The 24,379-nt window shown below is 54.9% G+C and carries 21 protein-coding genes and 1 tRNA gene; 17 read left to right on the top strand and 5 right to left on the bottom strand.

Annotated features, from left to right (window positions below):
• Window positions 1-241: 241 nt before the first annotated feature.
• The 3 genes from C3406_RS00280 (at window position 242) to C3406_RS00270 (ending at window position 5,006) form a co-directional block, all read left to right on the top strand.
• On the top strand, window positions 242-1,351 hold the full coding sequence (locus C3406_RS00280) for an AI-2E family transporter (protein ID WP_103823976.1): 1,110 nt from the start codon (window positions 242-244) through the stop codon (window positions 1,349-1,351).
• Between the two features lie 14 nt (window positions 1,352-1,365).
• Window positions 1,366-3,150, top strand: a complete 1,785-nt coding sequence (locus C3406_RS00275; protein ID WP_103823975.1) for a diguanylate cyclase — start codon at window positions 1,366-1,368, stop codon at window positions 3,148-3,150.
• A gap of 170 nt (window positions 3,151-3,320) precedes the next feature.
• On the top strand, window positions 3,321-5,006 hold the full coding sequence (locus C3406_RS00270) for a DUF262 domain-containing protein (RefSeq protein ID WP_103823974.1): 1,686 nt from the start codon (window positions 3,321-3,323) through the stop codon (window positions 5,004-5,006).
• Window positions 5,007-5,115: 109 nt separating this feature from the next.
• On the opposite strand, the gene C3406_RS00265 is transcribed toward C3406_RS00270, so the two are convergent.
• Window positions 5,116-5,391 carry a hypothetical protein gene (locus C3406_RS00265; protein WP_103823973.1) on the bottom strand — a complete coding sequence of 92 codons (276 nt, stop codon included), beginning with the start codon at window positions 5,389-5,391 and terminating at the stop codon, window positions 5,116-5,118.
• Between the two features lie 446 nt (window positions 5,392-5,837).
• Between C3406_RS00265 and C3406_RS00260 the strand changes: the two genes are divergently transcribed.
• Together C3406_RS00260 and C3406_RS00255 are read left to right on the top strand one after the other, a co-directional pair.
• Entirely contained in the window at window positions 5,838-6,176 is a 339-nt protein-coding gene (locus tag C3406_RS00260) for a DUF1294 domain-containing protein (RefSeq protein WP_103823971.1), read from the top strand.
• A 141-nt stretch (window positions 6,177-6,317) separates the two neighbouring features.
• Entirely contained in the window at window positions 6,318-8,141 is a 1,824-nt protein-coding gene (locus tag C3406_RS00255) for a glycoside hydrolase family 15 protein (RefSeq protein ID WP_103823970.1), read from the top strand.
• A 72-nt stretch (window positions 8,142-8,213) separates the two neighbouring features.
• Here the strand turns inward: C3406_RS00255 and C3406_RS00250 are convergent, their stop codons facing one another.
• The gene (locus C3406_RS00250; RefSeq protein ID WP_103823969.1) at window positions 8,214-8,480 is read right to left on the bottom strand and encodes a DNA repair protein; all 267 of its coding nucleotides are present in this window, start codon (window positions 8,478-8,480) and stop codon (window positions 8,214-8,216) included.
• A gap of 310 nt (window positions 8,481-8,790) precedes the next feature.
• Between C3406_RS00250 and paoA the strand changes: the two genes are divergently transcribed.
• From paoA to C3406_RS00230, 4 genes are read left to right on the top strand one after another with little or no spacing between them, the layout of a single operon-like run.
• The gene (gene paoA / locus C3406_RS00245; protein ID WP_103823968.1) at window positions 8,791-9,480 is read left to right on the top strand and encodes an aldehyde dehydrogenase iron-sulfur subunit PaoA; all 690 of its coding nucleotides are present in this window, start codon (window positions 8,791-8,793) and stop codon (window positions 9,478-9,480) included.
• Window positions 9,477-10,433, top strand: coding sequence for an FAD binding domain-containing protein (locus C3406_RS00240; protein WP_103823967.1), 957 nt, complete (start codon window positions 9,477-9,479; stop codon window positions 10,431-10,433). The genes paoA and C3406_RS00240 overlap by 4 nt, the downstream gene beginning before the upstream one ends.
• A complete protein-coding gene (gene paoC, locus C3406_RS00235; RefSeq protein ID WP_103823966.1) occupies window positions 10,430-12,628 on the top strand; it encodes an aldehyde oxidoreductase molybdenum-binding subunit PaoC in 2,199 nt (732 codons plus the stop codon). Before C3406_RS00240 ends, paoC begins: the two co-directional genes overlap by 4 nt.
• Window positions 12,629-12,637: 9 nt before the next feature.
• Window positions 12,638-13,549, top strand: coding sequence for an XdhC family protein (locus tag C3406_RS00230; RefSeq protein WP_103823965.1), 912 nt, complete (start codon window positions 12,638-12,640; stop codon window positions 13,547-13,549).
• A gap of 141 nt (window positions 13,550-13,690) precedes the next feature.
• On the opposite strand, the gene C3406_RS00225 is transcribed toward C3406_RS00230, so the two are convergent.
• A complete protein-coding gene (locus tag C3406_RS00225; protein ID WP_103823964.1) occupies window positions 13,691-14,743 on the bottom strand; it encodes a LacI family DNA-binding transcriptional regulator in 1,053 nt (350 codons plus the stop codon).
• Between the two features lie 222 nt (window positions 14,744-14,965).
• On the opposite strand from C3406_RS00225, the gene C3406_RS00220 reads away from it, so the two are divergent.
• The 7 genes from C3406_RS00220 to C3406_RS00190 all read left to right on the top strand — a co-directional run bounded on the left by C3406_RS00220 (window position 14,966) and on the right by C3406_RS00190 (window position 19,870).
• Window positions 14,966-15,406, top strand: a complete 441-nt coding sequence (locus tag C3406_RS00220) for a PTS sugar transporter subunit IIA (protein WP_103823963.1) — start codon at window positions 14,966-14,968, stop codon at window positions 15,404-15,406.
• Window positions 15,407-15,416: 10 nt separating this feature from the next.
• Entirely contained in the window at window positions 15,417-15,683 is a 267-nt protein-coding gene (locus tag C3406_RS00215) for a PTS sugar transporter subunit IIB (protein WP_103823962.1), read from the top strand.
• A 31-nt stretch (window positions 15,684-15,714) separates the two neighbouring features.
• The gene (locus C3406_RS00210; protein WP_103178395.1) at window positions 15,715-16,977 is read left to right on the top strand and encodes a PTS ascorbate transporter subunit IIC; all 1,263 of its coding nucleotides are present in this window, start codon (window positions 15,715-15,717) and stop codon (window positions 16,975-16,977) included.
• A 21-nt stretch (window positions 16,978-16,998) separates the two neighbouring features.
• Window positions 16,999-17,676, top strand: coding sequence for a D-allulose 6-phosphate 3-epimerase (gene alsE / locus C3406_RS00205; protein ID WP_103823961.1), 678 nt, complete (start codon window positions 16,999-17,001; stop codon window positions 17,674-17,676).
• 192 nt (window positions 17,677-17,868) lie between these two features.
• Window positions 17,869-18,339 carry a PTS sugar transporter subunit IIA gene (locus C3406_RS00200; RefSeq protein ID WP_103823960.1) on the top strand — a complete coding sequence of 157 codons (471 nt, stop codon included), beginning with the start codon at window positions 17,869-17,871 and terminating at the stop codon, window positions 18,337-18,339.
• Between the two features lie 71 nt (window positions 18,340-18,410).
• Window positions 18,411-18,722 (top strand): PTS fructose transporter subunit IIB, encoded by a 312-nt coding sequence (locus C3406_RS00195; protein WP_103823959.1) that lies wholly within the window; start codon window positions 18,411-18,413, stop codon window positions 18,720-18,722.
• Between the two features lie 41 nt (window positions 18,723-18,763).
• Window positions 18,764-19,870, top strand: a complete 1,107-nt coding sequence (locus C3406_RS00190; RefSeq protein WP_103823958.1) for a PTS fructose transporter subunit IIC — start codon at window positions 18,764-18,766, stop codon at window positions 19,868-19,870.
• A 215-nt stretch (window positions 19,871-20,085) separates the two neighbouring features.
• Here the strand turns inward: C3406_RS00190 and C3406_RS00185 are convergent.
• Window positions 20,086-20,161 (bottom strand) — tRNA-Thr (locus C3406_RS00185).
• A 296-nt stretch (window positions 20,162-20,457) separates the two neighbouring features.
• Between C3406_RS00185 and C3406_RS00180 the strand changes: the two genes are divergently transcribed.
• Window positions 20,458-23,106 carry a bifunctional diguanylate cyclase/phosphodiesterase gene (locus C3406_RS00180; protein ID WP_476629920.1) on the top strand — a complete coding sequence of 883 codons (2,649 nt, stop codon included), beginning with the start codon at window positions 20,458-20,460 and terminating at the stop codon, window positions 23,104-23,106.
• An 18-nt stretch (window positions 23,107-23,124) separates the two neighbouring features.
• On the opposite strand, the gene proA is transcribed toward C3406_RS00180, so the two are convergent.
• Window positions 23,125-24,378 (bottom strand): glutamate-5-semialdehyde dehydrogenase, encoded by a 1,254-nt coding sequence (gene proA, locus C3406_RS00175; RefSeq protein WP_103823957.1) that lies wholly within the window; start codon window positions 24,376-24,378, stop codon window positions 23,125-23,127.
• Window position 24,379: the final 1 nt, after the last annotated feature.

The raw sequence follows: 24,379 nt of genomic DNA, 5'->3' as shown, positions 1-24,379 counted from the left end.
TCTGTTTTTCACGCGCTAAACTGGTGGGCTGTGCGGCCTGATGCCCGGCGGCGCTGCGCTTGCACGGGCCTACGGACTGGCGGGTGGTGCGGCCTGTTGCCCGGCGGCGCTGCGCTTGCGCGGGCCTACTTATCCACGTAGGCCGGGTAAGGCGCAGCCGCCACCCGGCAGCAGACCGCAATATGTTAAATTACGCAAAACACTCTATAGTCGTAGTGTTTCATTAAAAAAGGATGAGCTGATGCGATTTAACGGACTGACCAAAGGTTTCTTCATACTGATACTGCTGATGGTCTCATGGGCGTTTTTTGATGTGCTGTCGCCCTACTTCTCGGCCATTCTGTGGGCTGCTATCCTGGCGGTGATTTTCTATCCGGTCAAAAACACCCTGCGTATCAAGCTGGGGGATCGCAACGGGCTGGCGGCGCTGCTGAGCGTACTGCTTATCTGCCTCATCGTCTTTATTCCGCTGATGGTGATCTTTTCCTCGTTAGCCTTTGAACTCAATATTGTTTACACGCGCCTGCAGCAGAACGACACCCAATTTTCCGGGGTGCTCGCTGGTCTCTTCTCTCATCTGCCCGACTGGCTGCGTGCGCTGATGATCGAACACGATCTGGATACCGCCGCGCAGATCCAGCAAAAGCTCTCTGAAGCGGCGTTACGCGGCGGGCAATACCTTGCCGGCAGCGCCTTCCTGATTGGTAAAGGCACCTTTGGCTTCGCCATCAGCTTTGGCGTGATGGTCTATCTGCTGTTTTTCCTGTTGAAAGATGGCCCGTGGCTGGTGCGCCAGATCCTCGACAGCCTGCCGCTGTCGAATTTCGCCAAACAGCATCTGTTTGCCAAATTTGCCGGCGTCGCCCGAGCAACGGTAAAAGGCACGGCCGTGGTGGCCCTGGTCCAGGGTGTGCTGGGCGGTATCGCCTTTTGGATAGTCGATATTAATGGCAGCATCTTGTGGGGCGCGCTGATTGCGTTCCTGTCGCTGATCCCGGCGGTCGGCTCGGCCATCGTCTGGGTACCGGCAGCCATTTTCCTCTTCGCCACCCATCAGCTATGGCAGGGGCTGTTTATCGTCGGCTTCTTTGTGCTGGTGGTGGGGCTGGTGGATAACCTGCTGCGTCCGCTGCTGGTGGGTAAAGACACCAAAATGCCCGATTATCTTATCCTCATCACCACTCTCGGCGGGATGGAGATTTACGGTATCAACGGCTTTGTGATTGGTCCGTTGATCGCCGCGCTGTTTATCGCCTGCTGGAATCTGCTTTCGGGTCGCGATCATGCCGGTAATGCCGAAGAGATTGACGATGCGATTATCGAGGAAGGGAAAAATTCGCCTGATCTATGAAGAAGGAATAAACCGTGCGCATCGCCACTATTACTAACTGGGCATACGGTGCCACGGTTTGTCTGACTATCGCTTCCGGCGTGGCTATGTTGATGGCCTCCAGCGCCGAAAGCGTTGAGCGGCAGGCCGTTGAACAGCGCTACGTCTTCGATCAGCTCACCGAAGAGGTGGAAGTTGACGCCTGGGCGCTCTCCGACCTGGCGCGGTTGTACGTCATTAAACAGGATCCCGCGGTGGCAGAGGAGTACCGCCAGAAAGCGGAAACGATGGTCAGAATTGAGCATCGCCTGCAAAAGCTGAAAGACGCAGGTGCCAGTGAGGAAGAGCTGGCGCTGCTGCACGAAGGTTTGCAGGTGGCCGATGCGCTGCAGGATGAGCAACAGAGCGCCATCGCCAGCGCCGGGCGCGGGCAGCAGCCTCAGGCCATTGAGCTGCTTTATGGCGAGCGTTATGAAAATGAGCTGGAGCAGGTCCAGAACCAGCTCGACCATTTTCGTCAGATGCTGGACAGGCGTACCGACGCGGCCATTGACGATGCCACGGTAAAATCCCGCGGGCTGCGTACCCTCTCCGAAGTGATGGTCGGCCTGACTGCGCTGATGTTTTTATTTGTGCTCGGTTTTATCCTCAAACGCCGGGTGCTGCGCCCGGTGGTGCGCCTGAGCGACGTAGTCAACCGGCTGGCCTCCCAGGATTATGGGGTCGAAGCCCCGGACTATCGCCAGATCGATGAGATTGGCGATATGGCCCAGGCGATTCGGATCTTCCGCGAGAACGGCCTGGCACGGCAGCGGCTGGAAAAAGAGCGTGATGCCGACTGGGCGATCCGCGAGCTGCTGGCGCGAATGACCCAGCGCCTGCAGGGGTGCGAGTCCATTGAGGATGTGCTGAACGTGGCGCGGCTGTTCGCCCCCAGCATTGCGCCGGGTATCGCCGGGCGGATCTGGCTGCTTGAGCACGATCCGTGGCAGATGCGCTGTGTCGCCGAGTGGCTCGATCCGCAGGGGGACGCCGATCCCTTCCATCCGGACCAGTGCTGGGCGGTGCGCCGCGGGCAGAGCCATCCGCCGGTCAACGGCGAGCCGGATATCGCCTGCTACCATCTGCCGGACAACAGCGCCCCTCACGCGCTCTGTGTGCCATTGATTGCCCAGGGTGAAGCCATCGGTTTGCTCTCGTTCCAGAACCTGACCCCGGAGATGGCGCCGTCCCGCGCCTATCTGGAGTTGATGGCCGAGGCGCTCGGTCTAGCGCTGGCTAACCAGCGGCTGCGCGATGCCCTGCTGGAAAAAGCGCTGTTCGATCCGCTGACCGGCCTGCGCAACCGCCATCATCTGGAAGATGCTCTGCGCACCCAGATGAACCAGGCGATGCACAGCGGTACGCCGTTAAGCTGCCTGATGATCGATATCGATTACTTTAAAGCCATCAACGACAGACTGGGTCACGATGCGGGCGACCAGGTGATTAAAAGCGTGGCGGCTATTGTCCAGCGTGCAGTAAGCGACAAGGGCATGGCGTTCCGCTATGGCGGCGAGGAGTTTCTGGCCCTGCTGCCGGGGGCGGATGAAGAGACGGCGTTTACCTGCGCCAGTGAAATTCATACCGCTGTGCATAACCTGACGCTGCGTTATGAGCTCTCGGAGATCGGCCCGGTTGATGTATCGATCGGCATTGCCAGCTATCCGCAGCATGCTCAGGGCGATAACCTGCTGCGCGCCGCCGACGTGGCGCTCTACCGGGCGAAAGAGCTGGGGCGTTCAAGGATCGTCAGCTTTGGGATGCTGGAAGGGGGTTAATGCTTTATCAGCAGGAAATGATGGGGATAAATTATATCCGCCCAGTAACCTGGAGAACCTTTTTCCGCTTTCATGCTAAGTATTTTCTTGCCGCTGCCGATAATCCCCCTTGATACCCTTAAGCCAAATTCAATGCCGCACTTGTGCGCGCAACGACAAGGAAAAGTGCAATGCCCAGTAAATCAATCAAGGCGATGATTCAGGAAATTAATAATAACGAGGCCGACGGTGGCGGGCTTTGGTTGCCAAACATTCAGCGGCAGTTTGTCTGGAATACCGATCAAATAGCCCGCCTGTTCGACTCAGTTATGCGGCAATATCCCCTTTCCTCCCTGCTGTTCTGGAAAACCCGTGATGAAATTAAGCACCGTAAATTTATAGAGAACTTCAACGACGGCAAGGTCGATTTAAAAGATCACTATCATCACGGTAAAACCAGATCGAAATGGTTGGTGCTGGACGGCCAGCAACGCTTACAAAGTTTTTATCTGGCGCTAAAAGGCAGCATTGACGGCAAAGTGCTTCATTTTAATGTGCTGAGCGGTACAACGACAAGCAACGAAGAAATTCGCTATCAGTTTGAATTTCAGGATGCCGCCACCAGTTCCTGGCCGTGGATGGCCATGTCGGACATTATCTACACAAAAAAATTACCCGAACAGATTCTCAGCCATCGCATTGAAGAAGAAGAGCTGGAATTAAGCGCGAAAGAGCGCGAACAGGCGACCATCAACATCAGTCGTGCAGGTAAAGAGTTTAGCAATGAAGGTAAGTTACTTTATCACGTGATTGACAGCAGTGAAGACGACAGCGAACTGAATTTTGATGATGTGGTTGAGGTCTTTATTCGGGCGAACTCAGGCGGTACAAGGTTAAGCAAATCAGATCTGATGTTTACGCTGCTCTCCACCGAGTGGTCTGACGCTGATGTTATCTTTGAGGACTTTCTGGAGAAGATTAATGATAATGGCCGCTTCAACTTCTCCCGCGATTTTCTGATTAAACTTAGCACCACGCTGCTGGGCTTTGGTGCCAAATATGATGTGGATAAACTGCGTGATGATAATGTGCGTAACCAGATCAGTGAAAACTGGCCGGCTATCGCCAAAGCGCTTATGTTTGTGAAAGATGAGATTGTCAGTAAAACCTATATTCGATCCGGCAAAGCACTCACCTCTTATAATGCGCTGATTCCTTTAGTATATCTGCAATATCGCTTCCCGGGGAAATTAGCGAGATCGCAAGCATTAAAGCAGTATCTGTTGCCTGCTCTGCTGAATGGTGTCTTTTCTGGTCAGCCAGATGGCATTATCGATAAGCTGGTAAAAGTGATCGACGACCAAGAGAGCTTCGATCTGAAAAAGATCCGTGCGGCGATCTTTTCGGCCAATCGTAACCTGCATTTAACCGAAGAGCGCCTCTTCGGTTGGTGCGGCTACGGTAGCGGGCACATCCACCTGCTGTTTAACTTGTGGTATGGCGGAGAATACAAATCTTCAGGCTTTCAGCATGAACCGCAGATTGACCACATTTTTGCCCGTAGCCTGTTAAAAGAAGAGAAGATTTTAAACGAAGAAACTGGCCGTATGGTACGCGTCTACGAAAACTGGGAAATCGACCAGCTGGCGAACTGCATGCTGTTACCTGCCCATCAGAATGGCGCAGGCGATAAAGGCGCCCAGTCGCTCGATACATGGCTAAGAGATCAATCCCCGGAATTTTTGGATCTGCACTGTATTCCCAGCAGCCCCAAGACTTTATGGAAGCTGGAAAATTACCGGCGCTTTATTGAGAAACGCAAACAGTTGATCCAAGCGCGTATCGCCGAAATGGGATTACTGGAGAACGAAGAGTAAGCCGTGTGAAACGCGGTGGCATAGTGCCACCGCCATTTCAGTTTAAGGGAAAAGGGCATTCGAATATCTAAGCGTATCAGGGACAGTTATTTAAATTCCGGAAGCAACGTTAGATCTGATTTTGTTCACGCCATCGCTTAACCATATCGGCAGTGACTTCTTTTTCGTAGCAAATCGGTGAATACCCTCCTGCTTTGCTCCACGCACTGCGTCTGCCGCATGCACTTCCATTTCTCGTCTGATTAAAAGGGCAGGCACATACCCCAGGATACGAAGCGATTGATTCAGCGATAATCTTTTTTTTAACCGAAGCATCAGAGATCGCATTATCTTTTGCTACTGCATGAGCCGCCATAAAAAAAGCACATGCAGTAAACATCATCATTAGTAATTTTTTATTTTTCATATTATTCAAGTAGCGATTGTGTATTTAGCTAAAAATAATTCACACTTATTTCAAAGAGTTTGATTTAAAGCAAGATCATGTATAAATAAAATGACGTTGTTGCAAATGAGATATTCTCATCACAAATTAAATTTTCCTGTGCTCATACACAGCCAGACGGTGTACTCGTCGAACCTACTACCGCTCCTGCAAAATGATAACAATAGAAAAATCCTGCATGCCTCTACCGACTCTAAGACGCTCATTGAACAGATCTCCGCGGAGCTTGGGGCGATACCGGCGACAGCGGAAAAAGCCACTTCGGCCCGTACGTCAGGCGTTAAGAGGCGATTTGATTTGCCAAACGGTTAACCGGCTAGCCCGGTTACACTCCCGGCAGGATCGCGTATCATCGCCCTTCGGCTTGATGACTGATACTGCCTCCCATGAACCTCAATTTCCTCTGTTATCTCCTTCTGGCCCTGGCCGCTGCGGGCAGCGCCTTGTCCCCTCACCCTTTTGCGATGTGGTTTCTGCTCGCCAGCGCGCTGACGTTTATGATCTACGGCGCCGACAAAATGGCGGCCCGCAAAGCCTGGCGCCGGGTTCCGGAGTCGACCTTGCTGGTCTGCGGGGTAGTCGGCGGGTGGCCGGGCGCCATCTTCGGCCAGCAGCTGTTTCGCCATAAAACCCAAAAACAGCCTTTCAAAACGTATTTTATGGTCAGCGTGATCCTTAACCTCGTGGTGCTGATCCTGGCGGCATGGCGCCTCCACAATTATTAAAATAATGATAAATGCGGGTGGCAATAGATCAGCCTTTGTGAAAGAGGTGCATGCGAAGAGAGACATACAGCATTGGTGAAAGCGCGATATTCATCGCATTATGCCAGGCTTTATGTTCATCAAAGAAAAGGGATCACTCATTTGAAAAATGCGAAATACGATATGCCGATGCGTGATAACGGGTTCGTTGGCCTCGGGGACTATGCTGCTATCGGTGAAGGACGCTCGGTAGCGCTTATCGCCCCGGATGGCTCAATCGACTGGTGGGGCGCGCCCAATCTCGATTCCCCGCCCCTCTTCGATCGGCTACTGGATCCCAACATTGGCGGTTTTTTCAGCCTGACACCTGCGGATGAATACACCGTCTCGCGCGCCTATCGCGATGACAGCAACATTCTGGAAACCCGCTATGAGACAAAAGCCGGCACAGTTCTGTTAACCGAATCCATTAACAGTACCCTGGCAGGCCGCCTGCCCTGGAGTGAGCTGGCACGCCGTCTGGAGGGCCTGCGCGGCACCGTGACGTTCAGGCTTCATCTGCGATTCGGAACGATGATCGAAACGCGCTCGCCCTGGCGTTCAGATACCTTCAAAGGCAGCGTTTATCATATTGGCGATCTGATGGCGATGCTGCACACCAGCGAAAACGTGGTCATTACCCATGCGGATGATGAAGAGGTCGAGGCGGAGATCGTCCTGAAGAAAGGGAGCCGGGAGGTGGTTGCTCTGCTGGTGACGCAGAGTGAGCCGCTGGCGGTGCCCGATATCGAGGCGATTGATAACCGCATTGAGACCAGCCACACCGCGTGGCAGGACTGGGTGAAGGGGCTGAAATACGATGGCCTGTATAAAGATCACGTTATCCGCTCCGCGCTGGCCCTGAAGTTCCTCTGGTATTCGCCTACCGGCGCGCTGGCGGCGGCGGCCACCACCTCTCTGCCGGAGGGGCCCGGTGGCAGCAAAAACTATGATTACCGATTTGCCTGGGTGCGCGATGCCTGCCTGATTATCAAAGCCTTTACCTATCTTGGCCCCCTTGAAGAGTGTAAGGCGGCCTTCTCCTGGCTGTCGAAAACCATCATCAAACACGGCCCGGAGATGCGGGCCTGCTATACCCTCGACGGTGAGCTGGTGCCGGAAGAGAAGTACGCCGAGCTCCAGGGCTACCGGGATTCGCAGCCGGTACGTCTGGGTAATAATGCCCGCACCCAGCGCCAGCTGAGCATGTATGGCGATATGCTGGGAGTGGCAAAACTGTTCGTCGAGGCGGGCCATATTCTGGATACGGGCACGTCGCGCTTTTTAGGCCATCTTGCCAATCAGTGCGCCGACCGCTGGCGCATGAAGGATTCCGGCATCTGGGAGCTGCCGGAAGAGCGGCACTATACCCACTCAAAAATGTCCTGCTGGCTGGCGCTGGACTGCGCCGTGGTACTGGCGGAGGGCAGCCATATCGAACCCACATGGAAGGCTCGCTGGGCGCGGGAGCGGGACAGGATCCGCGACTGGATTGAAGAGCACTGCTGGTCTGAAACCCATCAGGCTTACTGCTTTTACAGCGGCGATGGCGGGCTGCTGGATGCCTCGCTCACCCTGGTGTCACGCTACGGTGTGAAGGTGAACCCAAAGCGCATGAAGCTCACCTATCAGGCAATCTATCGCGAGCTGGGCCATAACAGCGCAATGATCTACCGCTACAGCGGCGTTGAACAGGAGGAGAGCACCTTTATCGCCTGCGCCTTCTGGCTGGCTGAGGCCTGGGCCTCCATGGGCGAACCGGCGCAGGCGGAAGCGAACATGGATGAAATTCTCAACACACTGTGCCACCGCGGCAATGTCGAAACCTTCAATGAGATGTTCGATACCCGCACCGGCGAATGGGTCGGCAATATGCCCCAGGGGTTAAGCCATCTGGCGCTGATCTGCGCGGCGCAGGCCATCAGCGATCACCGGCAGGATAAATAGCGCGGGCCGACGAAGCGCAAAGCAATATTGCCTGCCTGACGGACCATCAGGCAGGCATAAAGGCAAGCAGAATCAATGCAGAATGGCTTTCAGCCGTTGCAGCGCCATTAAAGGCCGCAGGGTTCGCTGCTGGAAGGGTTTAACGCCGGTGATGGAGCAGGCGTTCAGATAGCTATCCAGCGCATCCCGGGCGGCAACTTTCAGCTCTTTGACATTGCTCGCCATAAAGCGGGCTTCACTTTTGGTATTCAGAAATACGCCACGGAACATATCAACCACCGGATCGTAGGTCACCCGGGCTTTATGTCCGTCGATTAAGAGTGTATTTGAACGGCTCATCCTTGAGAATCATCCTAATCAACTTAATTGTTATGGATATTACGCTCCATAAATCAAATTAAAAAGTAGTTTTGAAGTTAAAAAAATTTTTGAATATGGCCAGGTAGCTTTACGGTTTGTAAGGGCATACGGCCAGGTCAGAGACGATCCCTCTGTTCGCAAAATCACTTATTAAACCGCCTCATAACTGCATTCACCTTTTGAGAATAATCCCACCGACATCGCCGTCTATGCTTAACGTTTAAAAACAGACGACAACGTCGCGCCCTCTTTGAACGTTATTTCCCCCTTTGCATACCGGAGGCCTGGCATGAGCAACCAAGGCGAATACCCCGAAGATGGTGAGTTCGGGAAGCACGAACAACAAGATTTTAGCCTATCCCGACGGGCCCTTTTAAAAGCCAGCGCCGCAGCGGCGGCGACCGCGGCGGTCTATCCCTGTTCCGCCCTGGCCGAGGGCGAACCCGCCGTCACCCCTGCACCGGAGAAGATGCCGGTAACGTTTCGCGTTAACGGCGAGGAGCAGCAGCTGGAGGTGGATACCCGCACCACCCTGCTGGATGCCCTGCGCGAGAACCTGCACCTGACCGGCACCAAGAAAGGCTGCGACCACGGACAGTGCGGCGCCTGCACCGTCATCGTTGACGGGCGCAGGATCAATTCCTGCCTCACCCTGGCCGTGATGCACCAGAACGCCGATATCACTACCATCGAGGGGCTGGGCACTCCTGACAATCTGCACCCTATGCAGGCCGCGTTTGTTAAACACGATAGCTATCAGTGCGGCTACTGTACGCCGGGGCAAATTTGCTCCTCGGTGGCGGTGCTGAAAGAGATTGAAGAGGGCATCCCCAGCCATGTGACCCTCGATCTGGTCTCCCCTCCCGAAATGAATGCGCAGGAGATCCGCGAGCGCATGAGCGGCAACATCTGCCGCTGCGGCGCGTACGCCAATATTCTCGCTGCCATTGAGGATGTCGCCGGAGGGCAAAAATCATGAAAGCCTTCACCTATGAGCGGGTAAAAACCCCGGCTGAAGCCGCCGCCAGCGCCCAGCGTACGCCTGGCGCCAAATTTATCGCGGGCGGCACCAATCTGCTGGATCTGATGAAGCTGGAAATCGAGACTCCAGGGCATCTGATCGACGTGAACGGTCTGGGGCTGGATAAGATTGACGCCACTGACGAAGGCGGGCTGCGCATCGGCGCCCTGGTGCGTAACACCGATCTGGCCGCAGATGAGCGCGTGCGCCGTGACTATGCCGTGCTTTCCAGAGCACTGCTGGCCGGGGCGTCTGGTCAGTTGCGCAACCAGGCCACCACAGCGGGCAATCTTCTGCAGCGCACACGATGCCCCTATTTTTACGATACGAACCAGCCCTGCAATAAGCGTCTGCCCGGCAGCGGTTGCGCGGCGCTGGAAGGTTTTAGTCGTCAGCATGCGGTCGTCGGGGGGAGCGAAGCCTGTATTGCCACCCACCCGGGCGACATGCCCGTCGCGATGCAGCTGCTGGACGCGGTGGTAGAAACCATCGCCGCGGACGGAAAGACGCGCAACATCCCCCTCGCCGACTTCTATCGTGCGCCGGGAAAAACGCCCCATATTGAGACCGTCCTGACGCCGGGAGAGCTGATTACCGCCGTCACCCTGCCGCCGCCGGTGGGTGGGCAACACATCTACCGTAAGGTTCGCGATCGCGCCTCCTACGCCTTTGCGCTGGTCTCGGTGGCGGCGATTGTCCAGCCCGATGGCACCGGTCGCGTCGCGCTGGGCGGCGTCGCCCATAAACCCTGGCGGATGGCGCAGGCCGATGCGCAACTCCCCCAGGGCGCACAGGCGGTGTATAACGCGTTGTTTGCCGACGCGCATCCGACGGCTGAAAACAGGTTCAAACTTACCCTGGCGAAGCGAACGCTTGCCTCCGTGCTGACAGAAGCGAGGGCTCAGGTATGAAATTTGAGAAACCGGCAGGGGAAAACCCAATCGATCGGTTACAGGTGGTTGGACAGCCCCATGACCGTATCGACGGCCCGTTAAAAACCACCGGCAAGGCGCACTATGCCTACGAATGGCACGACACCGCACCCAACGCGGCCTATGGCTATGTAGTCGGTGCGGCGATTGCCAAAGGCGAGATTGCCGCCATCGACACCCAGGCCGCGAAAAACGCGCCGGGCGTGCTAACGGTCGTGACGGCCAGCAGTGCCGGCGAGCTCGGCAAAGGCGAGCGAAACGCGGCCACCCTGCTGGGCGGCCCGAAAATAGAGCACTACCATCAGGCCGTTGCGCTGGTGGTGGCAGAGACGTTCGAACAGGCCCGGGCCGCGGCGTCGCTGGTGCAGGTCCAGTACCGGCGTGAAAAGGGTGCCTGGTCGCTGGCGGAGGAAAAACCCGCCGTCAACCAGCCCCCGGAGAAGACCCCTGACAAAAACGTCGGCGATTTTGACGCGGCCTTTGCCGCCGCCGAGGTGAAGATAGATGTGACCTATACCACCCCCGATCAGAGCCATATGGCGATGGAGCCGCATGCCTCTATGGCGGTCTGGGACGGCGACAAGGTGACCGTCTGGACCTCCAATCAGATGGTCGCCTGGTGCCGCACCGATCTGGCGGCGACGCTGAAGATCCCCGAGGAGAACGTGCGCATCATCTCCCCGTATATCGGCGGAGGCTTTGGCGGCAAGCTGTTCCTTAGGAGCGATGCGCTGCTGGCCGCGCTGGCGGCCCGCACTCTGAAGCGCCCTGTAAAGGTCATGCTGTCGCGCCCGACCATCCCCAACAACACCACCCACCGCCCGGCTACCATTCAGCATATTCGCATCGGGACCGACAAGGCAGGCAAAATTACCGCCATCGCCCATGACAGCTGGTCCGGTAATCTGCCCGGCGGCACGCCGGAGACGGCGGTGCAGCAGACCGAACTGCTTTATGCGGGCGCCAATCGTCATACCGGCCTGCGGCTGGCAAAACTGGATCTGCCCGAGGGCAACGCCATGCGCGCCCCCGGCGAAGCGCCGGGCATGATGGCGCTTGAGATCGCCATTGATGAGATGGCGGAGAAAGCGGGCATCGATCCTGTCGAATTTCGCATTCTCAATGATACTCAGGTCGATCCGGCCGATCCCAACCGCCCTTTCTCCCGCCGTCAGCTTATCGAGTGCCTGCGTACCGGCGCCGAGACGTTCGGCTGGAAGCAGCGCAACGCAACGCCCGGCCAGGTTCGCGACGGGCGCTGGCTGGTGGGCTACGGCATGGCGGCCGGTTTTCGCAATAACCTGTTAGAAAAATCTGGCGCCCGGGTGCATCTGGACGCGGACGGAAACGTGACGGTAGAAACCGACATGACGGACATCGGCACCGGGAGCTATACCATCATTGCCCAGACGGCGGCGGAGATGCTGGGCGTGCCGCTGGACAAGGTGACGGTGCATCTCGGTGATTCGAACTTCCCGGTATCGGCCGGTTCAGGCGGCCAGTGGGGGGCGAACACCTCCACGTCGGGGGTTTACGCCGCCTGCGTGAAGTTACGCCAGACCATTGCCACGAACCTCGGTTTTGATCCGGACCAGGCGCAGTTTAGCGACGGGAAGATCACCCTTGATACCCGCAGCGTGGACATTCGCGAGGCCGCAGCCAACGGCACGCTGACCGCTGAAGACAATATCGAGTTTGGCGATCTGGATAAGCAGTATCAGCAGTCGACCTTTGCCGGTCACTTTATCGAAGTGGCGGTAGATAGGGCGACAGGTGAAGTCCGGGTCCGCCGCATGCTGGCGGTCTGCGCCGCAGGCCGGATCCTGAACCCGAAAACTGCCCGCAGCCAGGTAATCGGCGCGATGACCATGGGACTCGGCGCGGCGCTGATGGAAGAGCTGGCGGTGGATACCCGCCTGGGCTACTTCGTCAATCATGATATGGCGGCGTATGAAGTGCCGGTTCATGCCGATATCCCGGAACAGAAGGTGATTTTCCTCGACGATACCGACCCCATCTCCTCGCCGATGAAGGCCAAAGGGGTGGGTGAACTGGGGCTGTGCGGCGTCGGGGCGGCCATCGCCAATGCGATCTATAACGCCACGGGGGTGCGGGTGCGGGAGTATCCCATCACCCTGGATAAACTGATCGATGCCCTACCCGATGTGGTGTAAGGAGAGAGCATGCTGCAAGGCGCTGCGCTAAGTGAACAGATTATCCCCGAGCAGGCTTTTGCTACCGACGACAGCGTGGCGGTGCTGCGCTTCGCGGCAGAGGCGTTTACGGCAGGCATGGCGGTAGCGCTGGTGACCCTGGTGGAGATCCGCGGCGGGGCCGCCAGGCCGCTGGGGGCGCAGATGGCCGTTCGCGAGGACGGCCTCTATTGCGGCTATGTCTCCGGAGGCTGCGTGGAGGCCGCTGCCGCGTATGAGGCGCTGGAGACCCTCGCCTGCGGCACGGACCGTCAGGTGAAGTATGGCGAGGGATCGCCGTGGTTCGATATTGTACTCCCCTGCGGCGGCGGGATTACGCTGAACATCCATAAAGTGCGCACGGTACAGCCGCTGCTGGCGGTGCTGAACAGCCTCGCCCAGCGCAAACCGGTGGGACTGAGCTATCACACCTCCTTCCAATCCTTGCAGTCGGCGCCCTGGTCACTCAGGACAGGCTGGAAGAACGATCGCTTCGAGCAGGGTTATCGTCCCTGCCCGCGGCTACTGATCTATGGCGGGTCGGTGGAGGCGCAGGCGACAGCCAATGTAGCGCAGGCGGCGGGATACGAGGTGCATTGCAATCCCCCCACGGTTGAGCTGATGGATGCGGACACGGCGGTAATTTTGCTCTGGCACGATCAGCACAAGGAGCTGCCGGTGTTACAGGCCGCGCTGGAAGCGGCACCGTTTTATATCGGTGCCCTCGGCAGCCAGCGCACCCACCAGCGGCGGGTGGACAAACTGCGTGAGCTGGGCTGGAAGGATGCGGATATCGCGCGGATTAAGGCCCCGATTGGGATCTTCCCCAAGGCGCGGGATGCCAACACGCTGGCGCTGTCGGTAGTGGCGGACGTGGCGGCGGTAAGGGCCCACACAGCTTGATCCTCTACGGGCATCTGGCGTCAGATGCTGCTGGCGTGTACGCCTGGTAATGTTCGTGAGTGGCGAGTAAGCATGGCGGGAATGTCAGTGACCAACAGTTACCCTGCCGTATGCGGCGGCATAATCAATTTTGTGCCGACCCTAATGCTTTCTGGTGCTGGCGCGAACTTGTAACGTTGAGGGTAATTCAATGACTTTATCTGTCGATTTATCCGCCAGCAGATCAAGCAGCGTTTTTCCTGCCACCGTTCCCGTTTCACTCCAGGGGAATTCGACCGCCGTCAGCGCCGGGGAGCAAACTGCTGCAAGGGTTCCTCCACTCAAACTTGCCAGTGCCAGTGCGTCGGGCACTTTTTGCCCCGCACCGTTGCAGGCCATAATGCAGCCGCAGGCAATTTCATCAGAGGTGCAAATCAGCGCATCCAGCTCTGGCCAGGTGATACGAATATCGCCCAGCAGGTTTAAACCGGTCGTAATACCTGCGGGCAGGTGAGAGGTCACCACGCGATGGGGAGAGTGGTTTACGGAGAGCATGGCGCTGTTCCAGCCGCTCAGTACCTGGCGAAACATAATGTTATTGGACGCCGTGCAAAGCAGGCCGATATTCTTATATCCGGCCTGTACAAGCGATGTGACCAGCTTTTTGATGGCGGCAGCGTAGTCAACGCCAATACTGACCCAGCCTGCATCGCGATTGATAGCGCCAATCTCAACCACCGGCACCCCGGTGTTACTGATCATTTGCGAACAGCTGCTGATGTTATCAATGTTGAACTGAACAATCGCCGCCGGGTTATAGGCGAGCATTTGCGCAAAAGCGCGCTCTTCGCTCTGCCCTCCCTGACCGGACTCAATAAACATCATGCTGTAGCCCTGAGTCGCGAGCACGGTCTGCAGGGTTTCGGAGACGGCAAGAAAGCCCGGAGAAGAAAATGTGGGCACCACGCCCATCACCAGGCTGGAGTCAGCAGAGGCGAGGCTACGTGCCTGGAGATTGGGTACATAGCCCAGCTCACTCACTGCCGCTTCGATGCGGTTACGTAGTTCAGGATTCACTTTTTCAGGCATACGTAACGCGCGCGACACGGTCATCGTGCTAACGCCGACCAGTTTTGCAACTTCAGCGAGCGTAATTTTACCGGTGTTTTTCCTGCGTTTTTCTCTCGCGCTATCGTCCGCTTCTAACGTCTGCACTGATCTCCTCCTTTCGCCTGACTGGGCAACCATTGTAAATGATGTTTAGCGTTTTTCGCATTGCCCAACTGCAAAGTAATTACAAGTATCGATAATAAAGTTAGCGGTAACAAGGATTTTAACATTATTGCCGTGTTAGCGCTAACTTTGCGATACAGATCACGGTAAGCCGCGAAGTCATTCCACTATAGTAAGTTCACTTTCAACGCTATCGGGGTATTTATGATTACGACCTGGCTACCTGCAGAAAATATCCAGATTGTGGATTCAGTCAGCGACTGGAAACAGGCCATTAGGTTATCGGCTCAGCCCTTATTAGCGAAAGAGACGATTACTGAAGAGTATATTGAAGCCATTTTTAACAGCCATCAGGAGCTGGGTCCTTATTATGTATTAGCTCCCGGCCTGGCGATGCCACATGCTCGCCCGGAGCAAGGGGCAATTAAAAACGGGCTGTCGCTTTTACATATTAAACAAGGGGTTTCTTTTAACGCCGAAGAGAATGACCCTATTTACGTTGTGATGATGTTGTGCGCGCTTTCAGGAGACGAGCACATCAATATGATTACCGCCCTGGCGGAGATTTTTAGCGATGATGAACGACTCTCAGCACTGCTGAAAGCATCAACAATGGAAACAATTCAAACTGTTATCAACGGATAAAGAGGTGAAGATGAAAAAGGTTCTGATTGTTTGCGGTAACGGTTTAGGCAGCAGTTTTATCGTCGAAATGAACGTAAAAAAAATAATTAAAGAGCTGAATAAAGAAGCAGAAGTTTCTCATACCGATCTGACTTCGGCAAAAAGTGAAACTGCCGATATTGTTCTTAGCGCCAGGGATATTGCCGAACATCTCTCCAGCCATTCTGCCCAGGTCTTTGGCTTATCTAACCTGCTGGATAACAATAAAATCAAAGAAATTCTTTCCGAAAATCTCTGATTAATTATTTGCGGCCTTACGGAGTTATTCTATGCTGCAGTTTATTATTCATGATGTGTTGGGCACACCAGCAATACTGGTCGGTCTGTTTTCCCTGATCGGCTTATTATTGCAGAAAAAAGCGTTTTCCGATGTTATTTCCGGAACCCTCAAAACCATTATGGGTTTTGTGATATTAACATCCGGGGCGGCGATTATCGCCACGACATTAACGACCTTTAGCCAGCTGTTTGAGCACTCATTCCATATTCAGGGGGTAGTGCCTAATACGGATGCTATGGCGGCGCTGGCCCAGAAAAACTACGGTACCGCAACGGCAATGATTATGGTCCTGGGGATGTTGTTTAACATTGTCCTGGCCCGTATTACGCCGCTGAAGTACATCTTCCTGACGGGGCACCACACGCTCTATATGTCGGCGATGCTGGCCGTTATCCTCTCAGTCGGCGGTCTGTCACCCTTGTGGGTGGTGCTGGTGGGAGCGGTGATCCTCGGCATCATGATGGTGGTCTCTCCGGCCATTCTGCAGCCGTTCACACGCAAAATAACTGGTACTGATGACCTGGCACTGGGCCACTTTGGTTCAACCGGCTATCTGCTGTCGGCGCTGGTGGGAAAAGCGATCGGTAAAGGCAGCCCGTCGATTGAAGAGCTGAAGGTACCGAAGTCACTGAACTTCCTGCGTGACTCCTCGGTCGCCATCTCACTGACGATGATGATCCTGTTCGTGATTCTGGTGCTGGTAGCAGGCAAAGAATTTGTCGAAACCAGTATCAGCGGCGGTCAGAACTTTATCATCTTCGCCATTATCCAGTCGCTGACCTTCGCGGCAGGCGTGTGGATCATCCTGGCGGGCGTACGCATGATTATTGCCGAAATTGTTCCGGCCTTTAAAGGCATCGCCGACAAACTGGTGAAAGACGCCAAACCGGCACTCGACTGCCCTACCGTCTTTCCATTCGCTCCAAACGCGGTGATCGTCGGATTCCTGTCAAGCTTTGCCGCCGGTCTGGTGAGTATGTTCCTGTGCCCGCTCTTTGGTTTAAGCGTCATCGTTCCAGGCCTGGTGCCGCACTTCTTCTGCGGGGCGACGGCGGGCGTTTACGGCAACATCTGCGGAGGTCGCCGCGGCGCGGTGGTGGGTGCATTTGCTCACGGTCTGCTGATTTCGTTTTTGCCTGCAATTTTACTGCCTCTGATGGGCGACCTTGGCTTTGCATCCACCACCTTTGGCGATGCGGACTTCGGGGTGGTGGGCATCATTCTTGGGCATGTCGTATCACTGTTTAACTAATTGATTCTTTTGGAGGTAAGTATGGCGGCTAAATTTTCGCCCTCGTTAATGTGTATGGATTTAACGCAATTCAGAGAACAAATTACGGCAATGAACGGACGCGCTGATTTTTATCACGTTGATATTATGGACGGCAGCTATGTGAAAAATATTACGCTGTCACCGTTCTTTATCGAAAACCTGAAGAAAATCACCGATGTGCCAATTGATGTGCACCTCATGGTGAACCACCCGGAAGATATTATTCCGATGTGCATTGATGCAGGGGCCGATATTATCAGTTTCCACCCGGAGACGGCGAATAACAAAATATTCCGTCTGCTGAACCAGATTAAAGATGCGGGCCGTCGCTGTGGCGTGGTATTGAACCCTGCTACCCCGGCTGATGCCATTAAAGAGTACGCGCATCTGCTGGATAAAGTGACCGTCATGTCGGTTGACCCAGGCTACGCCGGGCAGAAGTTTATTCCGGAATCACTCAACAAAATCAGACAATTGATTGCGATGCGTGAAGCGCATGGTTACCACTATCTGACCGAGATTGACGGCTCCTGCAATGAGAAAACCTTTAATGTGATCGCTCAGTCCGGAGTTGACGTCTTTATTGTAGGGACCTCTGGCCTGTTCTCCCTGGCGGATAATGTCAGCGATGCCTGGGATAAAATGGTCGATATTTACCAGCGCGAAGTCGCTGCCTGAAAATTGCAGTGCGCTCAGCCGTATTAAGCCATCGCGCAGGGTAAAGGTCTATTTAACCGGTCTGTCTCTTTATCCACGCTCTTGATTAGTACGGTTGAGGGCGCTGTAACCTTCTTAGCGCGTAGTTGCCAATGCAAGAAGCATTTTTTATCCCCTCTTATTTCAGTGCTTGTTTATTATCGAAGGTGAATTATGGATATTTCGGAAGTTCTTAACGTAAAAAATATCAAGTTAAACATGAGTGCGAAAAGTAAGGAAGAAGCCATTGAAGAGTTAACGGACTTATTGGTGCAGGATGGCGCGGTCATTAATAAAGATGAATTTATTCGGGATGTCTGGTTGCGCGAGGAGCAGGGATCAACGGGATTCGAAAATCATATTGCAATCCCGCACGGTAAATCCTCGGGTGTCGCCCATACGGCATTGGCCATTGGACGTACCCAACACGACATTCCCTGGGAAACGATGGATGGTAGCGATGTCCGCTGTATTATTTTATTTGCCGTTCGTCTGGCAGATCAGAATACAACTCACATCCGTTTATTATCACATGTCTCAGGCTCATTAGCCGACGAGGATATTATCGCTAAGTTGCTGGTAGAAACTCATCCTCAAAGAATCATTGAACTATTAAACTCAGAAGCTGAAGACCAGACCGTTTAATTCCGGAAATTATTACCTCTTTTATTATCTGATAAGTTTGAACATCTCAAAGTAAATTATGGAGAGCACCCATGAATATCGTTGGAATTACAGCCTGTACTGTAGGCATTGCACATACATACATTGCGCAAAAGAAAATTGAAACAGCAGCAAAAAAGGCAGGTCACAATGTCAAAATTGAAACACAAGGCACTATTGGTATCGAGAACGCCTTAACCGCTGATGAAATTGCACAGGCCGATATTGTCCTGCTTGCCGCCGATGTTAAGGTATCTGGAGAAGAACGTTTCGCCGGAAAGAGAGTAGTTAAAGTTCCAACAGAAATGGCGGTTAAATCTCCTAATAAGCTTATTGAAAAGCTCAGTGAATTAGTGAATTCATAACTTTTACCTGTGCGTATCCTATAAATTAAAGGGCGTAATTTATGAATATAAAAGAAATATGGAAAGCAGCCAACCCTAAAGGCCATCTGCTTACTGCTATCTCGTTCTTAATTCCCATTGTCTGTGGTGCTGGATTTATTATTGCCATCGGCATGGGCCTGGGGGGTACGGTTCAGGACGCTTTAGTGCCGGGCCAGTTTGATCTGTGGCAGGCCTTAGCAACAATGGGCGCAAAGGCCCTCGGACTTTTGCCCGTCGTTATCGCTATCGGGATTTCCGGCTCGATCGCTGGCAAACCCGGTATTGCCCCGGGTTTTATTGTGGGCCTGGCGGCTAATGCTATTGGTGCAGGTTTCATCGGCGGCATGATCGGCGGCTACATTTCCGGGTATATTGCGCTTGCCATCATTAAAAATGTGAAGGTTCCTGGCTGGGCTCGTGGCTTAATGCCTACACTGATTGTGCCGTTTTTTGCCTCTATTATCAGCGCCCTGATCATGGTCTATATCATCGGTACGCCTATCGGTATTTTTACCGATGCTCTCACCTCTTTCCTGAGAAGTATGGGTACCTCCTCTAATTTAGTCTTAGGTGCTGTGATTGGCGCATTGTGTATTGTTGATTTTGGCGGGCCGATCAATAAAACCTGCTTCGCATTCGTCTTAACGCTCCAGGCGCAGGGTATAAATGAGCCCATTACTGCACTTCAGTTAGTTAATACCGCAACCCCTATCGGCCTGGGACTGGCATTTTTTATCGCCAAACTTCTTCGCAAGAACATCTATAACAACGAAGAGATCGAGATGTTGAAATCTGCGGTGCCTATGGGGGTGGTGAACATCGTCGAAGGTTCTATACCGATCGTGATGAATGATATCATTCGCGGCATTACCGCTGCTGCAATCGGTGGCGCCTGTGGTGGTGCAGTTACCATGGTATATGGTGCTGACGCAACCGTACCTTTCGGCGGCGTGTTGATGATTCCAACCATGTCACACCCCATGGCGGGTATTATGGCGTTACTGGTAAATATATTCGTTACGGCAACTGTCTATGCCGTCATCAAAAAGGATGTTCCTCGCGACGTGGTTATAAACCACGATGATGAAGAGGAAGATATTAATCTGGATGACATCAAAATAAGCTAAGCCTGGACGAATAAAACGCAGGTTAGATTGGCAACATTCTATGTTTCGCTGGGCGGTATCCAGGCTACTGGTGCCGCCCGGACACTTCTCAGGCCTATGTAAGCGGTCCAGGCTAAAAATGTTCGCATCGCTTATGGAACGAGTATGTTCTGTTGATGATACCTGGAACTCACATCCCTGAAGGGTGAATTTTAGAGTTAACGCGTTGATTTAGATGGTGCCGATAATAGGAGTCGAACCTACGACCTTCGCATTACGAATGCGCTGCTCTACCAACTGAGCTATATCGGCTTTCAGGAGAGGTACTGCGGTGTAAAAGGGTAAGAAAAAGAGCCCACCTCGTCAACCCCTCCTCTTTTAGTCGTTGATTTTTACACCAACCCGCGCAAAAACCATTCAATTTAAAGGGCCATTTTCGCCTTTCTTCACATTTTGCGGCTATTTGCCCCCATCGGAAATGCCATCTTTCCCCGTTTCCCTTCAGAATCGGCTATCTTGAGTTTTACATTTTGACATCAAGCCCCGCCAGAACAGGTCGATACTAATTCTAATCGGAACACAGAAATGCCTGAGAGAGTGGGTACATAATGAATAAATTTTTTGTCACCGATGACATAGGCGGCACGGCCCTTGAGCCGAGAAGAACCGCCAGCTTTATCAAGCGCGCCCTGCTGCTGATGTTTTCCCTGCTGGCAATGCTGTTTATTATCGCCATCATCGCGTTGCTGACGATCGTGCGAAATATCAATGAAGACAGCGATAAGCACAGCGCCATGCTGCTGCAAAAGGCCATCCATAACCGCGTCGATACCCTCACGACCCACATCAAAGATTACGCCTGGTGGGGCGAAGCCTACCAGCATCTGCACCCGAAGGTGGATACCGACTGGGCGTACACCCGTCAGAATATGGGCGCGACCCTCTGGCGCGATTTTGAGTACGAAGGGGTGTTCGTACTGGATAGCAGTGGGCAGACCCGCTACAGCGTCATCAACGGCAAGCTGGGGACCCGCTCTCTGCAAGCCTGGCTGGGAGACGATCCCCTGCCCGAGCTGATGCAGAAAATAAACAAGCCGGACGCTATGCCCGTGTCCAGTACGGTGGTGATGAAAGGAGGCTATCCGGCGCTGGTGGCGGCGGCAAACATCACTACGGGTGACGACTCAAGCATCTCTGCTGCCCCTGGTCCGGCCTCGGTGCTGGTGTTTGTGGACGTGCTGGATGAGCACAAGCTCGCCGCGCTGGGTGAAGAGTACGGTATCGCCCAGACTCGCGTGCAGCATACGGGCGCCCCAAAGCTGGAAGGACGACGCGGGGTAGCCACCCTTCCTGTTGATGGTCAGCAGGTTACATTTGAATGGAAAAGCGAAAATCCGGGGCGGGAACTGCTGCGCTATATTCTGCCGCTGCAGATCCTGCTGGCGCTCTGCACCGCGATTCCCGGCGTGATGCTGGGACGTAACGCGCTCAAAAAGGCGCGCATGTATGATGAAAACACCTATCTGCTGGCGCAGAACCGTCTGGCGCTCACTGCCAGCGAACGGCGTTTTCGTGATGTTGCCGAGGCGACCACGGACTGGATCTGGGAGACGGACACCGAGCTGCGCTTTACCTGGCTTTCGGAACGTTTTCCGGGGATCACCGGGCACAGCATATCGGCCTGGATTGGCCGCCCGCTCAGCGAGCTGATGGAGGCCGAAAACCAGTCGCTGGCGGATTGGATCACCCTTCCCGGCCAGACGGGCCATCGCCGCCTGCTGCACTGCCGTTATCTTTCGGCGATGGGCCACCAGCGCTACTGCCATATTGCCATTAAACCGGTTATCGCGCCGGAAGGGATCACCGGCTACCGCGGCACCGCCACGGATGTCACTCTCGAAGTGGAGGCCCAGGCGCGCGTGGAGTACCTCTCCCGGCACGACGATCTCACCGGACTGCCCAACCGGGTGCGGATGCGCGAGTTCCTGGAGGGCAAGCTGCGGGCGCAGCCTACGCAGATGCATCCGCTGGCGATGCTCAGCCTCGATCTCGATAAGTTCAAACCGGTCAACGATCTGTTTGGTCACAGTGCCGGCGATAGCGTACTGCATGAAGTCTCGACCAGGCTACGGGCCTGTATCCGCGATTACGATCTGGTGGCGCGCCAGGGCGGAGACGAGTTTATCCTCATTATCTCCGACATTCGTGACAGGAAGTACATTGATACCCTGTGCGAACGTATCATTGCCGAGATTACGCGACCCTTCCTGATCAACGGGCATGAGATTGTCATCGGCGCCAGTATTGGCGTGGCTATCGCACCGCACGATGCTGTCGACGCGAGCGAGCTTCTGCGCTTCTCAGACATCGCATTGTACAAAGCGAAAAGCACCGGGCGTAGCAAGTGGATGTTTTATACGCCCGAAATGGCCGAACAGATGGTACAGCGTCGCGAGATGGAAGAGAGTCTGCGCGAAGGGATTAAAAAAGAGCAGTTCCGTCTGGTCTATCAGCCGCGCTATGGTCACGACTCCTCGCGCATCATTGCCGTGGAGGCGCTGGTCCGCTGGGATCACCCTGAGCTTGGCCTGATCATGCCGGATCAGTTTATCTCCCTGGCCGAAGAGACCGGGCTGATCATTCCGCTGAGCGACTGGGTGCTGAAAACCGCCTGTCGGGACGCACAGCAGTCACTGCACGGCCTCTCCGTGTCGGTGAATATCTCTGCCGTCGAGTTCCAGTCCTGGCAGGTCGTGGAGCGCATCAAAGACGCGCTCCAGATGTCGCAGTTAGATCCTTCCCGGCTGGAGATTGAAATCACCGAAAACGCCACCCTGTGGAATCCGGAAAACAGCCTTGAAATCATGCTGGCACTGAAGAAACTGGGCGTGAAGCTGCTGATGGACGATTTCGGCACCGGCTACTCCTCCCTGAGCTACCTGCGCAATTTCCCGTTCGATGGCATCAAGCTGGATAAATCGTTTATCGACGGCATGCCAGAGAGCGACAGCGCCAATACCATCGTCGAAAATATTATCGGTCTGGGTAAAGCGTTCTCGCTGAGTATTACGGCGGAAGGAGTGGAGACCGAAGGACAACTGCAAAAACTGATGATGATGGAGTGCGATGAAACGCAGGGCTATTTAATCAGCAGGCCGCTCAGTCTGACAGCGCTACAACAGCAAATCGCCGCGCTGGACTCGGCGGCACAGGAACGGGCAGGTCATAACACCAGGAGTAGCGCGGGCAGCAGCTGAGGCTGCCCGCGAGGGCAATCAGGCGCGAACGGTATCGTCGCCGAAGCCAATCCACTTGTAGGTGGTGAGCGCTTCAAGACCCATCGGGCCGCGGGCATGCAGCTTCTGGGTGCTGACTGCCACTTCGGCGCCGAGGCCAAACTGACCGCCGTCGGTGAAGCGGGTGGAGGCGTTGACGTAAACCGCAGACGAATCGACCTCGTTGATAAAGCGACCGGCATTGCTCAGGGTGCGGGTAAGGATCGCATCTGAATGCTGGGTGCCGTGTTCACGGATGTGCGCGATAGCATCGTCGAGATCGGCCACCACCTTCACGTTCAGATCCAGCGACAGAAACTCGTCGTCGTACTGCTCCGCTTTCACCGGTTCAACCTTCGCCGGGCCGTTCTGCAGCTGCATCAGCGCGTTGGCATCGGCATGCAGAGTCACGCCGCTTTCCGCCATCTGCTTGCTCAGTGCCGGCAGGAAGGTATCAGCGATGCCCTGGTGTACCAGCAGCGTCTCCACCGTGTTACAGGTACTTGGGCGCTGGGTTTTGGCGTTCACGATGATCTTCAGGGCCGGATCGAACTCGGCTGTGTCATCCACAAAAATATGGCACACGCCGATACCACCGGTGATCACCGGGATCGTCGACTGCTCGCGGCACAGCTTATGCAAACCTGCGCCACCGCGGGGGATCAGCATGTCGATGTATTTGTCCATGCGCAGCATCTCGTTGACCAGGGCACGATCCGGGCTTTCAATCGCCTGTACCGCACCGGCTGGCAGGCCGCACTCTTCCAGCGCCTGCTGGATCACTTTTACCGTGGCGGCGTTGGTGCGCCAGGTCTCTTTCCCGCCGCGCAGGATGGCGGCATTGCCGGTTTTTAGGCACAGCGAGGCGACATCTACGGTGACGTTCGGGCGGGCTTCGTAGATCACACCGATCACCCCCAGCGGCACGCGGCGACGTTCGATGCGCAGGCCGCTGTCCAGCAGTCCGCCGTCAATCACCTGCCCTACCGGATCGGCCAGACTGCATACCTGACGCACATCGTCAGCAATGCTTTTCAGACGCGCGGGGTTTAATGCCAGGCGATCGAGCATCGCCTCGCTCAGGCCGTTACGGCGGGCGTCTAAAAGATCCTGTTCATTGGCGAGCAAAATCTCGTGGGACTGGGCTTCCAGATACTCTGCGATTTTTTCCAGCACGCGGTTTTTCTCGCGGCTGGAAAGGAGCGCCAGTTTGTACGAGGCGGCTTTGGCGGCGGCGCCCATTTGTTCCAGCATG

Source organism: Leclercia sp. LSNIH8, from assembly GCF_002920195.1.
GTDB lineage: Bacteria > Pseudomonadota > Gammaproteobacteria > Enterobacterales > Enterobacteriaceae > Enterobacter.
The sequence above is the reverse complement of the archived record's forward strand: the minus strand, read 5'-3'. Positions and strand labels throughout refer to the sequence as shown.

Excerpts from the sequence above, each read along its gene's own strand:
- C3406_RS00280 (WP_103823976.1), top strand. The coding sequence starts at position 242 with ATGCGATTTAACGGACTGACCAAAGGTTTCTTCATACTGATACTGCTG.
- C3406_RS00270 (WP_103823974.1), top strand. The coding sequence starts at position 3,321 with ATGCCCAGTAAATCAATCAAGGCGATGATTCAGGAAATTAATAATAAC.
- C3406_RS00265 (WP_103823973.1), bottom strand. The coding sequence starts at position 5,391 with ATGATGATGTTTACTGCATGTGCTTTTTTTATGGCGGCTCATGCAGTA.
- C3406_RS00260 (WP_103823971.1), top strand. The coding sequence starts at position 5,838 with ATGAACCTCAATTTCCTCTGTTATCTCCTTCTGGCCCTGGCCGCTGCG.
- C3406_RS00250 (WP_103823969.1), bottom strand. The coding sequence starts at position 8,480 with ATGAGCCGTTCAAATACACTCTTAATCGACGGACATAAAGCCCGGGTG.
- paoA (WP_103823968.1), top strand. The coding sequence starts at position 8,791 with ATGAGCAACCAAGGCGAATACCCCGAAGATGGTGAGTTCGGGAAGCAC.
- C3406_RS00240 (WP_103823967.1), top strand. The coding sequence starts at position 9,477 with ATGAAAGCCTTCACCTATGAGCGGGTAAAAACCCCGGCTGAAGCCGCC.
- paoC (WP_103823966.1), top strand. The coding sequence starts at position 10,430 with ATGAAATTTGAGAAACCGGCAGGGGAAAACCCAATCGATCGGTTACAG.
- C3406_RS00230 (WP_103823965.1), top strand. The coding sequence starts at position 12,638 with ATGCTGCAAGGCGCTGCGCTAAGTGAACAGATTATCCCCGAGCAGGCT.
- C3406_RS00220 (WP_103823963.1), top strand. The coding sequence starts at position 14,966 with ATGATTACGACCTGGCTACCTGCAGAAAATATCCAGATTGTGGATTCA.
- C3406_RS00215 (WP_103823962.1), top strand. The coding sequence starts at position 15,417 with ATGAAAAAGGTTCTGATTGTTTGCGGTAACGGTTTAGGCAGCAGTTTT.
- C3406_RS00210 (WP_103178395.1), top strand. The coding sequence starts at position 15,715 with ATGCTGCAGTTTATTATTCATGATGTGTTGGGCACACCAGCAATACTG.
- alsE (WP_103823961.1), top strand. The coding sequence starts at position 16,999 with ATGGCGGCTAAATTTTCGCCCTCGTTAATGTGTATGGATTTAACGCAA.
- C3406_RS00200 (WP_103823960.1), top strand. The coding sequence starts at position 17,869 with ATGGATATTTCGGAAGTTCTTAACGTAAAAAATATCAAGTTAAACATG.
- C3406_RS00195 (WP_103823959.1), top strand. The coding sequence starts at position 18,411 with ATGAATATCGTTGGAATTACAGCCTGTACTGTAGGCATTGCACATACA.
- C3406_RS00190 (WP_103823958.1), top strand. The coding sequence starts at position 18,764 with ATGAATATAAAAGAAATATGGAAAGCAGCCAACCCTAAAGGCCATCTG.
- C3406_RS00180 (WP_476629920.1), top strand. The coding sequence starts at position 20,458 with ATGAATAAATTTTTTGTCACCGATGACATAGGCGGCACGGCCCTTGAG.
- proA (WP_103823957.1), bottom strand. The coding sequence starts at position 24,378 with ATGCTGGAACAAATGGGCGCCGCCGCCAAAGCCGCCTCGTACAAACTG.